We start from the raw sequence: 13,703 nt of genomic DNA, 5'->3' as shown, positions 1-13,703 counted from the left end.
CGGTGCCGGCCGGCACCGCGGCGAGCCGCGTGTCCGGGCGGTCTCAGCGCGCGGTCTGCTCGTGCACGTACGCCACCAGCCGCGTCAGCGCGTCCGGGTCCGTCGTCGGCAGCACCCCGTGCCCGAGGTTGAAGACGTGGCCCTCCAGCCCCGCCGCCGCGTCCAGCACCTCACGGGTCTTGGACCGGACCGCCTCCGGCGTGGAGAAGAGCACCGCCGGGTCCAGGTTCCCCTGGAGCGCCTTGCCGGGGCCGACCCGGCGCGCGGCCTCGTCCAGCGGGACGCGCCAGTCGACGCCGACCACGTCGGCCCCCGCCTCGCCCATGAGGCCGAGCAGCTCGCCGGTGCCGACGCCGAAGTGGATCCGCGGGACGCCGTAGGAGGCGACGGCCTCGAAGACCTTGACCGACGCGGGCATCACCGAGCGCCGGTAGTCGGCGGGAGCCAGAGCGCCCACCCACGAGTCGAAGAGCTGTACCGCGGACGCGCCGGCCTCGATCTGGACCTTCAGGAAGGCGGAGGTGATCTCCGCGAGGCGGTCCAGCAGGTCGGCCCACAGCTGCGGGTCGCCGTACATCAGGGCCTTGGTGTTCTCGTGGTTGCGCGAGGGCCCGCCCTCCACGAGGTAGCTCGCGAGGGTGAAGGGCGCGCCGGCGAAGCCGATCAGCGGGGTCCCGCCGAGCTCGCCGGTGAGCATCCCCATGGCCTCGGTGACGTACCAGACGTCTTCAGGGGCGAGGTCGCGCAGCCGGGCGAGGTCCGCGCGGGTGCGGATCGGCTCCGCGATCACCGGTCCGACGCCCGGCTTGATGTCGAGGTCGATGCCGATGGCCTTGAGCGGCACCACGATGTCGCTGAAGTAGATCGCCGCGTCGACCTTGTGCCGCCGGACGGGCTGCAGCGTGATCTCCGTGACGAGGTCGGGCCGCATGCACGACTCGAGCATCGGGACGCCTTCGCGGACCTTCAGGTACTCGGGCAGTGAGCGGCCCGCCTGACGCATGAACCAGACCGGCGTGTGCGGCACCGGCTCGCGGCGGCACGCCTTCAGAAAAGCGGAGTCGTACGTCGTCTGGTGGCCCGGGGGGCGGTTGTTGGCGCTCACGCACTGAATCTTCGCATGTGCGCGGGAAGTGCCCGCCCCGGCCCGGGTGTCCCTCCCTGCGCGAAGCCCCCGTTCCGCCTACTCTTCCCCGCATGGCTGCGGCTCAGGGACATTTTTCCGATCATTCCAAAGGCGCTGACGAGAAGGGGAATCCCGAACCGAGCAGTGACCCGGGTACCGAGGCGGATGCTGTTCCGCTTGCGTTCCGTCATGCGGTGGAGGCGCTGCGGTCGGCACGACTGCGGCCGGAGATCGAGGTCGAGACGACCCGCCCTCCACAGCGGCTCGCCCCCCACTCGTACGCGCTGGAGGCGGCGGTCGTCGACGGTGAGGACGATCTCGCGGACGGCCGTCTGGTGCTGCTGCACGATCCCGCCGGCCACGACGCCTGGAACGGCACCTTCCGGCTGGTGACCCTGGTGCGGGCGGAGCTGGAGCCGGAGATGGCGGCCGATCCGCTGCTGCCGGAGGTGTGCTGGTCCTGGCTGACGGGCGCGCTGGAGGCGCGCGGACTGTCGTACGGGGTGCCGAGCGGCACCGTCACCCGTGCGGGGTCTCACTATTTCGGAGGACTCTCCGACCGGCGTCCCGCGACCCAGATCGAGATCCGTGCGTCATGGACGCCCCGCGAGGGTCCGGGTGGCGCGCCCGACACCGCCGCACACCTCGCGGCCTGGTGCGATCTGCTCTGCCAGATCGCCGGACTGCCGCCGTCCCCGGCGGGCCCGGCGGACAACGCGACGGGTGTGGTGACCCTTCCGCAGCGCCGCGGCCCCCAGCAGCCCTGACCGGCGGGGGCCTCGCCGCGGGGAGACTGGGCGCGGCCGTGCGCCGGAGCAGCGGGCTCACCCCGCCCGTGACCGCCCGCCTGAGCGGTTCGCTCGTAGGATGATCGATCGCCTGTCCGAATTGCCCGGATTATTACTCACCAAATCGTGATCATTCTCTAAAGGCGGACGGGTTCGGTGCCGAAGAGGTCAATGACCCAACTGCACGGTTCGCCCCGGCTTCATCCCCCGAGCCGGCTCCGTCCCGCACCTTTCCAGGAGGCCTGGTGTCCGTTCTTCTCGAGCAGCCCGCAAGCCTGGTCGCCTACCGCCCGAACAAGCCGACGGCCATGGTCGTCGTGGCCGACCCGCGCGTCCGTTCCACCGTCACCCGCCACCTGTGGGCACTCGGGGTCCGTGACGTCATCGAGGCGTCGTCCATCGCGGAGGCACGTCCCCGCGTCGGCAACCCGCGCGACATCTGCGTTGCCGACGTCCATCTGCCCGACGGTTCCGGGCTGACCCTCCTGTCCGAGACCCGCGCTGCGGGCTGGCCCAACGGCCTGGCCCTGTCCGCCGCCGACGACATCGGCGCCGTGCGCAACGCCCTGGCCGGCGGCGTCAAGGGTTACGTCGTCACCGGCACCCGAACCAACATCGGCCATCCGACCCGCCCCGGCGCCGCCCCCATCGGCGCCGCGGCGAACCGCATGCACCGCCGCCCCCCGGGTGCCCCGAGCCACCCGGGCGGCTACCGCGAACTGTCCGGCCGCGAGGTCGAGGTCCTGCGCCTCGTCGCGGAAGGCCAGTCCAACAAGGCCATCGGCGTCTCCATGGGCCTGTCCGCACTGACCGTCAAGAGCCACCTCGCCCGTATCGCGCGCAAGCTGGGCACGGGTGACCGTGCCGGAATGGTGGCCGTGGCGCTGCGCACCGGAATCATCCACTGACCCCTCCGACATTCTTTCCGCGCCCGTCGACGGAACGTTCCGTCGACGGGCGCGTTCCGTTCACAGATACCCTTGACACGTGACCGACGCCCAAGAGACCGCAGCAGAGACGACACTGCATACCACCGGGGGCGCCCCCTCGGACGACGAGGTCCCTGCCGCAGGGCTGCCGATCCCGTTGCTGGAGCCCCGTGAAGGCATTCCCCCGGTGGTCGCCGAGGAGGCCGCGCTGGCCGAGGTGATCGCCGCCTTCGCCGCGGGCACCGGCCCCGTGGCCGTCGATGCGGAGCGCGCGTCCGGCTACCGCTACGGACAGCGCGCGTACCTCGTGCAGCTGCGCCGCGAAGGCGCCGGCACCGCGCTCGTCGACCCCGTCGGCTGCCCCGACCTCTCCGCGCTCGGCGACGCGCTCGCCGACACGGAGTGGATCCTGCACGCCGCCACCCAGGACCTTCCGTGCCTGCGGGAAATAGGCATGGTCCCCGCGCGGATCTTCGACACGGAGCTGGCCGGGCGGCTCGGCGGCTTCCCGCGGGTGGGGCTCGGCGCGATGGTCGAGGGCGTCCTCGGCTACGCCCTGGAGAAGGGCCACTCCGCCGTCGACTGGTCCACCCGGCCCCTGCCCGAGCCGTGGCTGCGGTACGCGGCCCTCGACGTGGAGCTGCTGGTCGACCTGCGCGACGCGCTGGAGAAGGAACTGGACCGGCAGGGCAAGCTCGACTGGGCCCACCAGGAGTTCGACGCGATCGCCTCCGCCCCGCCCCCGCCGCCGCGCCGCGATCCCTGGCGCCGTACGTCGGGGATGCACAAGGTGCGCCGCCGCCGCCAGATGGCGGTCGTACGGGAGATGTGGACCGTGCGCGACCGGGTCGCCCAGCGCCGGGACGTGTCTCCCGGCAAGGTGCTCGGCGACGCGGCGATCGTCGAGGCCGCGCTCGCCCTGCCGGCGAACGTGCACGCCCTCACCGCGCTGCCCGGCTTCGGGCACCGGATGGGCCGGCGTCAGCTCGAGCAGTGGCAGGCCGCGGTCGACCGGGCCAAGGCCCTGCCCGACTCCGAGCTCCCGCAGCCCGGCCAGCCGCTGAACGGTCCCCCACCGCCGCGGTCGTGGGCCGACAAGGACCCGGCCGCCGCCGCCCGCCTGTCCGCCGCGCGCGCGGCGGTCTCCGCGCTGGCGGAGGAACTGAACATGCCGCAGGAGAACCTGATCACGCCGGACACCGTCCGGCGGGTGTGCTGGGAGCCGCCCGCGACGGTCACGGTCACGACGGTGGCCGACATGCTGGAGTCTCTCGGCGCGCGTGAGTGGCAGCGGCAGCTCGTCGCGCCGCTGCTGGCCGGGGCGATCACGGCCCGCCCGGCGTAGCGGCCGCGTCCACCGTGGCGGGGCCCGCCGCCCCGGTGAACGCCCCGCGGCAGTGGGCGCTCAGCGCCCGCACCGCGGGGTTGCCCGTCCGCCGCCGGACCAGCGCGAGCTGCGCGCATGTCCGGACGTCGTCGATGAGCCGGGCGGTCAGTCCGTCCTGATACCCGGCGGCCATGGATTCGCTCAGCACCGCGACACCGAGTCCGCGCCGGGCGAGGTCCGCGACGGCGTCCGAGGCGCTCGCCTGGAGCGCGATCCGGGGTTCGATCCCCCGCTCCGCGCAGGCGTTGTCGAGCAGTGTGCGCAGGCCGGTGCCCGGCGGCATGCAGACGAGCGGGTGGGCCGCCGCCTCCCGCAGTGTGACCCGGCGGCACCGCGCGAGAGCGTGGTCATGGGGGACGGCGACGACGAGCCGCTCGCTGATCACCGTCCATGTGTCGAGGCCCTCGACCGCCGGGGCCGCGGTCCCGACGAGCGCCAGATCCACGCCGCCCGCGCGTACGGCCTCGATCAGCCGGTCCGAGTTGTCCTCCAGCAGACGCAGTTCCACGCCCGGGTGCGCCCGGTGGAAGGCGGCGAGTCCGTCGAAGAACGGGGTGACGGTGCACCCCGCCACCATGCCGACCGTCAGCCGGCCACGGATCAGGCCGGTCAGCTCCCCCACCGCCCGGCCGACGGCACCGGCTGCCTCCAGTGCGGCCCGTGCGTGCCCGAGTGCCGCCTCCCCGGCCGGGGTGAGCGTGACACTTCGGGCCGTCCGGTCGAACAACTCGGCGCCGACCTCGGTCTCGAGGCGGCGGATCTGGGCACTGACGCCGGACTGGCTGATGTGCATCCGTGCGGCGGCGCGGGTGAAGTTCCGCTCCTCGGCGACCGCGACGAAGTATGCGAGCTGCCTGAGTTCCATAACCGGAAATGCTAGTTCCCATCGGAACCATCTGTTGGACTTCTGATCGCGCCGGGCCGACCCTTGAAGGACCGAAGCCGGATCAGCCTGGAGGCAGCGATGACCGAGTACGAGAAGGCCCTGCACCCCGAGGACATCACCCGCCTGTTCGTCGAACGTTCCAACGCGGGCGACGCGGCCGGGGTGGCCGCGCTGTACGAGGAGGACGCGGTGCTGGCCTTTCCGCCGGGCCGGCAGACCGTGGGCCGCGAAGCGATCAGGGCCCTGTGGGAGAAGGTGCTGGCGGACGCGCCCACGTTCCGCCCCGAGGCGCCGCTGCCCACACTGATCAGCGGGGACCTCGCGCTGACGTCCACCCCGCCGTCGGACGGTGCGGGGGCCCGGGCGCAGGTCGCCCGCCGCCAGCCGGACGGGAGCTGGCTGCGGGTGCTGGACCAGCCGGAGTTCGTGACCCCGACGCACTGAGCGACCGCCGGGACGGGGCCTTTCGCGCCTGGCCGGGGCGGGGAAGGGCTCCGCGCAGCCGCCTGCGACGTGTGACCTTCGCCGCTCCCGGCCCAGGGGGTGGGCAGCTTGGTTACCCACAAGTAGCATGGGGCGAGCAAGCGCACGCTCAGCGTGCGCCCGCAGCAGTGCAACCCCGCACCCTGGAGGAGAGCCATCGTGCCTCGTACCGTCAGGGACGTCGTCTTCGTCGACGGCGTCCGCACCCCGTTCGGCAAGGCGGGCCCGAAGGGCATCTACCACGAGACCCGCGCCGACGATCTCGTCGTGAAGGCCATCCGGGAGCTGCTGCGCCGCAACCCGGCCCTCGACCCCGCGAAGATCGACGAGGTCGCCATCGCCGCGACCACGCAGATCGGTGACCAGGGTCTGACCCTCGGCCGTACCGCAGGCATCCTCGCCGGGCTGCCGCAGTCCGTGCCCGGCTACTCCATCGACCGGATGTGCGCCGGTGCGCTCACCGCCGTGACGAGCGTCGCCGGTTCCATCGCGTTCGGCGCGTACGACGCCGTCATCGCCGGTGGTGTCGAGCACATGGGCCGCCACCCCATGGGCGAGGGCGTCGACCCGAACCCGCGCTTCGTCAGCGAGAAGCTCGTCGACGAGTCCGCCCTCTTCATGGGCATGACCGCGGAGAACCTGCACGACCGGTACCCCCGGATCACCAAGCAGCGCGCCGACGAGTACGCCGTGCGTTCGCAGGAGAAGGCCGCCAAGGCGTACGCCAACGGCAAGATCCAGCAGGACCTGGTGCCGGTCTCCGTCCGCCGCACCAACCCCGAGGCCGGCGAGACCGGCTGGGGCCTCGTCACCGCCGACGAGCCGATGCGCCCGGGCACCACGCTCGAGTCCCTCGCGGGCCTGAAGACGCCGTTCCGCGTCCACGGCCGCGTCACCGCCGGCAACGCCGCGGGCCTGAACGACGGCGCCACCGCCTCGATCATCGCGTCCGAGGAGTTCGCCCGCGAGAACAACCTCCCGGTCAAGATGCGTCTCGTCTCGTACGCCTTCGCCGGTGTCGAGCCGGAGGTCATGGGCTACGGCCCGATCCCCGCGACCGAGAAGGCCCTCGCCAAGGCCGGCCTGTCGATCGAGGACATCAACCTCTTCGAGATCAACGAGGCCTTCGCCGTCCAGGTGCTGGCGTTCCTCGAGCACTACGGCATCGCCGACGACGACGCGCGCGTCAACCAGTACGGCGGCGCGATCGCGTACGGCCACCCGCTGGCCTCCTCCGGTGTGCGTCTGATGACGCAGCTGGCCCGCCAGTTCGAGGAGCAGCCGGAGGTCCGCTACGGCCTCACCACGATGTGCGTCGGCTTCGGCATGGGCGCCACGGTCATCTGGGAGAACCCGCACCACAAGGACGCCGGAGGCGACAAGTGAGCACCACCGCTGAACTTCTGAAGGGCGCGGCCGAGCTGTTCCCCGACGAGGTCGTCACGCAGGCGCACGTACGCCACCTCGACCTCCCCGCCGGCGCCGGGCGCTTCGCGCTCATCACGCTGGACAACGGCCTGGACCACACCAAGCCGACCACCTTCGGCCCGCAGTCGCTCGCGAATCTGAACACCGCGATCGACCAGGTCCAGGCGGAGGCGGCGAACGGCGACATCGTCGGCGTCGGCGTCACCGGCAAGCCGTTCATCTTCGCCGTCGGCGCGGACCTCAAGGGCGTGGAGCTGCTCAAGGAGCACTCCGACGCGCTCGCCATCGGCAAGGGCGGCCACGACGTCTTCAAGCGTCTCTCCGCCCTCGCGGTCCCGACCTTCGCGTACTACAACGGCGCGGCCATGGGCGGCGGCGTCGAGGTCGGTCTGCACTGCTCGTACCGCACCGTCTCCAAGGCGATCCCGGCCTTCTCGCTGCCCGAGGTCTTCCTCGGTCTCGTCCCCGGCTGGGGCGGCTGCACGATCCTGCCGAACCTGATCGGCGCCGAGCGCGCGGTCTCGGTCATCATCGAGAACTCGCTCAGCCAGAACAAGCAGCTCAAGGGCGCCCAGGTCTTCGAACTCGGCATCGCCGACGCGATCTTCGAAGGCGCGGACTTCCTGGAGCAGTCCCTCGTCTGGACGGCGTCCGTCCTCAAGGGCGAGATCGCCGTGGAGCGTCCCGCGATCGACCGCGGCGAGGCCTGGGACCAGGCCGTCGCCAAGGGCCGGTTCGTCGCCGACTCCAAGGTGCACGGCGCGGCCCCGGCCGCGTACCGCGCCCTCGACATCATCGAGGCGTCCAAGGACGGCGACCTGCAGAAGGGCTTCGACGCCGAGGACCAGGCCCTGGCCGACCTCATCATGGGCGGCGAACTGCGCTCCGGCATCTACGCCTTCAACCTGGTCCAGAAGCGCGGCAAGCGCCCGGCCGGCGCGCCGGACAAGAGCCTGGCCCGCCCGGTCACCAAGGTCGGCGTCGTCGGCGCCGGTCTGATGGCCTCGCAGCTGGCGCTGCTGTTCCTGCGCCGCCTCGAGGTGCCGGTCGTCCTGACCGACATCGACCAGGAGCGCATCGACAAGGGCGTGGGCTACGTCCACGCCGAGATCGAGAAGCTGCTCGGCAAGGGCCGCATCAACCAGGACAAGGCCAACCGCCTCAAGGCCCTGGTGACGGGTGTGCTCGACAAGGCCGAGGGCTTCGCGGACGCGGACTTCGTCATCGAGGCCGTGTTCGAGGAGATGAGCGTCAAGCAGAAGGTGTTCGCGGAGGTCGAGGCGGTCGCCCCGGCGCACGCGATCCTCGCCACCAACACCTCCTCGCTGTCGGTCTCCGAGATGGCGTCGCAGCTGAAGCACCCCGAGCGGGTCGTCGGCTTCCACTTCTTCAACCCGGTCGCGGTGCTGCCGCTGCTGGAGATCGTCCGCGGTGAGAAGACGGACGACGCTTCGCTGGCCACCGCGTTCGGTGTCGCGAAGAAGCTGAAGAAGACCGCGGTGCTCACCAAGGACGCCCCGGCGTTCGTCGTGAACCGCATCCTGACCCGCTTCATGGGCGAGATCCAGAACGTCATCGACGAGGGCACCCCGGTGGCCACCGCCGAGAAGGCCATCGAGCCGCTCGGCCTGCCGATGTCGCCGCTGGTCCTGCTGGAGCTCGTCGGCCCGGCCATCGGCCTCCACGTCTCCGAGACCCTGAACCGCGCCTTCCCGGAGCGCTTCAAGGTCTCCGAGAACCTGGCCGCGGTCGTCAAGGCCGGCAAGCGCGGCTTCTACGTCTACGACTCCGGGAAGCCGGAGCTGGACCCGGAGGTCGCCGCGCTCCTCAAGCAGGGCGACACCGTCCTGACGGAGGAGCAGGTCCGCGACCGCGTCCTGGACGCCGTCGCGCAGGAGATCGGCCTGATGCTCGAGGAGGGTGTCGTGGCCGAGGCCCAGGACATCGACCTCTGCCTGATCACGGGCGCCGGCTGGCCCTTCCACCTGGGCGGCATCACGCCGTACCTGGACCGCGAGGGTGTCTCCCAGCGCGTGAACGGCAAGCCGTTCCTGGCTCCGGGCGTGGCGAGCGTGCCCGCGTAGCGGTCTGTTCAGACGCCTGAGGGGCGTGGGGCGACTGCGGATCGGCCATGGCTGATCGCGCAGTCCCCCACGCCTCTCTCTTTTTTGAGCAACATGCCACAGCGTCCAGTTGACAGCGGAGCGCCGCCCCCGGGCCGGGGCCCCTGCCGCCGCAGCGAGTTCACCACGTACCGCTGCCCTCGAGGTCGCGCCAGACAGATCAGCCGGGCGTACGCGGCGGACTCGCTCACGGACCGACCTCGTGCCGCGGCGTGCGTCTCTGCCCGGACCATCCTGCCCTGATCGATTCGGTGACGCTGCGCCGCGGCCGGCGAGGTGGGGGGCTTACACGTCCGACGCCGCGAGCTCCGCGATCGCGGCCGTCGCGCGGGCGCAGTTGTCGCGGTCCTCGAAGGCGAAGAACGCACGGGCGCGGTGGTCGTACTCCGGTTCGCGCACACATCCGTTGCCGAGGTAGCGGATCACTTCGGTCACCACTTCCTCGACGTTGCCGCACACCGGTCCGAACCCGTCGTACTCGGCCTCGAAGTACCCCTTCCTCGCGTGCTTCGCCCAGTACTCGTCCGGGTCGAACCGGGCATAGACGAGCGGCGTGCCGAGATAGGCCATGTCGAAGTGGACCGAGGACCAGTCGGTGATGAACAGGTCGCACTGACGCAGGGCCGTCTGGACGCTGACCTTCGTCTGGTCCAGGCGCTGCACCCGGGGATGGTCCGGTACGACCCCGTCGACCATGTTCCGCATCTCGTAGTGCGGAAGGAAGTCGAGCACGTAGTCGTAGTGCTCCAGCGCCTCCATCAGCTTCGGGTGACGCAGCAGCTGCACCATGAACTCCCGGTAGGTCGACTCCCGGAAGATCTCGTCGACCGCGTTCTGGTCGGCACCGTCCTGCTGGAGGTACGAAGGGATCGTCAGGTACTTGCGCCAGGTGGGCATCAGCAGGACACGCCGTCGCCCGCGGTCCGGCTGCAGTGCGTCGAAACGCGGGAAGCCCAGCGCCTTGGCCTGGTCTCCGTAGTGCATGTGCTCGGAGAAGTACCGGGCCTCCCGGTCACTGGTCGCGAACACCAGGTCCACACCGGTCCGGTTGCGGTGCAGGGCCTTGCTGCCGTCCTCGTCGGTGACCCCGTGCTGGAGGAAGACCCGCCGGGCCCCCACGCGCCAGTTGAGGTGCTTGAGGTACTTCGTGCGGTCCCAGCCGTCGGGGAGCATGTACGAATCGATGTCGTAGGCGTTGATGAGCAGCGACGCGTGCAGCATGAGCAGCTTGTGCTTCCAGGAGCTGTGCGCCACCACGTTGCCGAGGCGCTTCAGCTTGGCCCGGTCCGCGCTGCCCTTCTCGATGATGTAGTAGGCCTTGCGGCGGCGCTCGTGCTTACGCAGATACGTGAACAAGTGCAGGCTGTTGTCCTGTGCGGTGTCCCTGCGCTCGCCGATCAGCCAGATCTCCTTGCGGCGGAAGAACGCCAGCGTGGCCCGCCGGATGGCGCGGGCACGCCAGAAGGGCGCCTTGCGCTTCTTCTGCTCCTGGTCCAGGCCCTCGAGGAACTCCTCCCAGGCCTTGTCGCCGTCCCGGCCCTGCGCCTCCCGCACGAGCAGCACCGCGTTGTCCTTGCCCTTCGTCAGCGGAAGGACCCAGTGGTCGGCGACCTTCATGGGACGGGCGCTGCGCAGCATCGCGGTGGTGGTCATGCACGGGCGTGAGACATCACGGCCGGAGGTGCAGAACACCAGCTTCAGCGGGAACTCACCGTTCTTGACGGCGCCTACCGGGACGACCGCCTCGAATCCGCCCCAGGCGAGATCGTCTCGCGTCGCCAGCAGGTCACTGCGCCACACCTGCCGCGCGGGAACCATCTGGCCGCTCTTCTCCACCCACAGCTGCAGGGGGTTGCGCATTGGCTCGCTCATGGGGAGTCCGTTGAGCACGAACCGGCCGGCCACGACGATCCCGCCGGACGCGGCGTCCGCCTGGATCCGTTCCACGTGCACGCTGGTGGAGGAGATCTTCGTCAGCGGGAGCAGCGCGCTCGGCACCGCGACGTCGAGGTAGAGGTCTCCGCCTCGCCCGTACACACCGCTGATCGCCTGCTCCGGGTGAGCGAAGAGCTTGTACCAGTTCATGTACATCGCCAGGAACGGCACCCGGTGGCGGGTGTCGTGGGTGGAGGCCAGGACCGCGTCGGGCGTCATCTGGGTGTAGACGGCGCGGGCCCGCTCGAAGAGCCGGAACAGTTCGTCCTCGGGCAGGACCTGCGGCGCGCGCAGGGCGAAACCCTGGTAGCTGCGCACCAGGAACCGGTTGAGGACCTCCTGCCGGTGGCCGGAGAGGCGGCGGCGGAGCGTCATCAGGTACTCCTCCAGCAGGAGGTGGTCCCAGTAGTTCTCCGTGCGCTCCCACAGCTTGTCCATCGTGGAGTCCTCGGCGGCGCGCTTGCGGTACCGGTAGACAGTGCTGGGCACCATCGCGATACGGTCCGCGAGCAGCATGGCGGGGACCGAGAAGAACGCGTCCTCGAAGTGCACGCCCTCACGGAACCGGATGTTGTTCGCGCGGATGAACTCGACGTCGAAGAGCTTGTGACAAGCGCTTCCGCCGTGGATCATCTCCGGGATGTTCTCGATCCCGGGGTGCACCTGGACATGCTTCCCGAAGTAGCGGAGCCAGGGCCAGTTGGTCTCCTCCGGGAACGTCTCCATCCGTCCGATGGTGAGCGGCACGCCCTCCTTGACCGCGGTGCGCCACATGGTTTCCAGGGCGTCCTCGGGCAGTACGTCGTCGGAGTCGCAGAACGTGATGTAGCGGGCGCTCACCAGGTCCATTCCCGCGTTCCTGGCCCCGCCTGCCTTTCCCTCCGGATGCACGAACGCCCAGACGTTCTGATGCTGTGCGGCGAACTCCGCCGCGATCGCGGCCGAGCTGTCGCTGCTGCCGTTGTCGACGAGGATCACCTGGCAGCGGTCGAACATCGTCTGGCGTGCCAGTGAGTCCAGGCACTCCGGGAGGTATCTCTCCACGTTGAAGATGGGGACGACGACGGCGACGGCGTAGAGGGGATCGAACACGTATGACTCCTGTTTTCTGCCAATACCCCATTTCTGGAGCGGACCCTGATCAGTGCTGGGGGGACTCGATGACGAGTTGGGCGTTCCCGCCGTCGGCCGCGATGCGTGTGAAGCCGTGGAACCCGTTGACGGGCGGCTGCTGGGCCAGGGACGGGGAGACGGCGCAGGGACGCGAGACGTCCCTGCCCCGGGTGCAGAGCACGAGACGCACGGGGAAGGAGCCGGACGGGAATTCCCGGGGGTCGACGGTGACGCTGAAGACGGCTCCCTCCTGGCCCGGCCGGTCGTGGGCCTGCCCGTGGTTCACCGCCGGAAGGGTCTTGCCGCTCCGTTCGAACCAGACCTGCAGTTCGAGGCCGGCCAGCAGTTCGTCGGGGATCCCGTTGACCGAGAAGCAGCCGTGGATCACCGTCGTCCCGCCCTCGCCGGCGACGACCCCCTCGATCCGCGCCGGAACGGAGGTGACCTTCGTGAGCGGCAGCCCCCAGGACGTCCCCGGGTAGTCGATGTAGAGGTCACCTTCACGGCCGAAGACCGATCCGAGGACGGAGGCCGGACGGTAGAAGAGCTCGAAGTCTCCGAAGTGCAGCGCGAGATAGGGAATGCGGTGCCTGGTGTCGTTCGTGCTGCGGGCGAACTGCTCCGAGGTGATCCCCCAGTACAGCGTGCGGCAGCGCTCGAAGAGCTGCCGGCAGTCGGATTCGCCGAAGACCCGCGGCGCCCTCAGCAGGAAGCCCTGCATGCTGCGGACGAGGAACCGCTCCAGCGTCTCCTGCTGGTACGGCGTGAGCTGCTGGCGCATGCCCGCGAGGTACTCGAGCATCATCAGCTGGTCGGCGTAGTTCTGCGGGAGGTCCCAGATGGTGTCCATGACGGAGGTGCCGTCTCCGCGCCTGCGGTACTCGTAGACGGGAGCGTCGACCAGCGCGATGCGCTCCGACATCAGCAGCGCGGGGATCGAGACATAGGCATCCTCGAAGGCGGTGCCCGTTCCGAACCGAATGCCCTGGGAGCGCAGCAGGTCGAGGTCGAAGATCTTGTTCCAGCAGGACGCCGAGTGGATAAGGTCCGGGATGTCGACGACGCTGCCCACCGTCTTGACGTTCTTGCCGAAGTACTTGTGCCACGCCGCCTTGACCGGCTTCGGGACATGCTTCTCACGGCCCACGACGACCGTAGCCCTGGTTTTGACGATGGTGTTCCGGAGCACTTCCAGGGACCGCTCGGGCACGATGTCGTCGGCGTCCCAGAAGACGATGTACGGCGTCACGGCCATGTCCATGCCCATGTTGCGCGCGTCACCGGCCCGGCCCTGAGGCTGCGAGACCAGGTCGACGTTGGGGTACCGGCCGGCGAACTCATTCGCGATCGCCACCGACCCGTCACTGCTGCCGTTGTCGACGAGAATCACATGGGCGCGCGCGAATGCCGTCTGTGCCGCCACCGATTCCAGAAATTCGCCGAAGAATTTCTGGACGTCGCGGAACGGCACGACGACTGTCACGTCACGGTTGGCTTGGGACATA

At 70.1% G+C, this 13,703-nt stretch carries 10 protein-coding genes; 6 read left to right on the top strand and 4 right to left on the bottom strand.

Annotation, left to right across the window (positions count from 1 at the left end; genetic code table 11):
* Positions 1-43: 43 nt before the first annotated feature.
* Entirely contained in the window at positions 44-1,105 is a 1,062-nt protein-coding gene (gene hemE / locus ACTMTU_RS20235; protein ID WP_441264895.1) for a uroporphyrinogen decarboxylase, read from the bottom strand.
* A gap of 92 nt (positions 1,106-1,197) precedes the next feature.
* Between hemE and ACTMTU_RS20230 the strand changes: the two genes are divergently transcribed.
* The 3 genes from ACTMTU_RS20230 to ACTMTU_RS20220 all read left to right on the top strand — a co-directional run bounded on the left by ACTMTU_RS20230 (position 1,198) and on the right by ACTMTU_RS20220 (position 4,188).
* Positions 1,198-1,893: a DUF3000 domain-containing protein gene (locus ACTMTU_RS20230; protein WP_441264894.1), complete on the top strand. Its 696-nt coding sequence runs from the start codon at positions 1,198-1,200 to the stop codon at positions 1,891-1,893.
* Positions 1,894-2,159: 266 nt separating this feature from the next.
* Entirely contained in the window at positions 2,160-2,822 is a 663-nt protein-coding gene (locus tag ACTMTU_RS20225) for a helix-turn-helix transcriptional regulator (RefSeq protein ID WP_005310513.1), read from the top strand.
* Between the two features lie 79 nt (positions 2,823-2,901).
* A complete protein-coding gene (locus ACTMTU_RS20220) occupies positions 2,902-4,188 on the top strand; it encodes an HRDC domain-containing protein (protein WP_441264893.1) in 1,287 nt (428 codons plus the stop codon).
* Here ACTMTU_RS20220 and ACTMTU_RS20215 read toward each other — a convergent pair.
* Positions 4,169-5,095: a LysR family transcriptional regulator gene (locus ACTMTU_RS20215; RefSeq protein ID WP_441264892.1), complete on the bottom strand. Its 927-nt coding sequence runs from the start codon at positions 5,093-5,095 to the stop codon at positions 4,169-4,171. The two genes, ACTMTU_RS20220 and ACTMTU_RS20215, sit on opposite strands and share 20 nt — an antisense overlap.
* 99 nt (positions 5,096-5,194) lie before the next feature.
* On the opposite strand from ACTMTU_RS20215, the gene ACTMTU_RS20210 reads away from it, so the two are divergent.
* The 3 genes from ACTMTU_RS20210 to ACTMTU_RS20200 all read left to right on the top strand — a co-directional run bounded on the left by ACTMTU_RS20210 (position 5,195) and on the right by ACTMTU_RS20200 (position 9,111).
* The gene (locus tag ACTMTU_RS20210; protein ID WP_441264891.1) at positions 5,195-5,560 is read left to right on the top strand and encodes a YybH family protein; all 366 of its coding nucleotides are present in this window, start codon (positions 5,195-5,197) and stop codon (positions 5,558-5,560) included.
* A 198-nt stretch (positions 5,561-5,758) separates the two neighbouring features.
* Complete coding sequence (locus ACTMTU_RS20205) at positions 5,759-6,985, top strand: thiolase family protein (protein ID WP_441264890.1); 1,227 nt, start codon at positions 5,759-5,761, stop codon at positions 6,983-6,985.
* On the top strand, positions 6,982-9,111 hold the full coding sequence (locus ACTMTU_RS20200; RefSeq protein WP_441264889.1) for a 3-hydroxyacyl-CoA dehydrogenase NAD-binding domain-containing protein: 2,130 nt from the start codon (positions 6,982-6,984) through the stop codon (positions 9,109-9,111). The genes ACTMTU_RS20205 and ACTMTU_RS20200 overlap by 4 nt, the downstream gene beginning before the upstream one ends.
* 324 nt (positions 9,112-9,435) lie before the next feature.
* On the opposite strand, the gene ACTMTU_RS20195 is transcribed toward ACTMTU_RS20200, so the two are convergent.
* Entirely contained in the window at positions 9,436-12,177 is a 2,742-nt protein-coding gene (locus ACTMTU_RS20195; RefSeq protein ID WP_441264888.1) for a bifunctional glycosyltransferase/CDP-glycerol:glycerophosphate glycerophosphotransferase, read from the bottom strand.
* A gap of 49 nt (positions 12,178-12,226) precedes the next feature.
* A complete protein-coding gene (locus ACTMTU_RS20190) occupies positions 12,227-13,702 on the bottom strand; it encodes a glycosyltransferase family 2 protein (protein WP_441264887.1) in 1,476 nt (491 codons plus the stop codon).
* Position 13,703 lies beyond the last annotated feature (1 nt).

The organism is Streptomyces sp. OZ13 (assembly GCF_052068155.1).
GTDB lineage: Bacteria > Actinomycetota > Actinomycetes > Streptomycetales > Streptomycetaceae > Streptomyces.
Note: the sequence above shows the minus strand (reverse complement) of the source record. Positions and strands in the feature narration are given on the sequence as shown.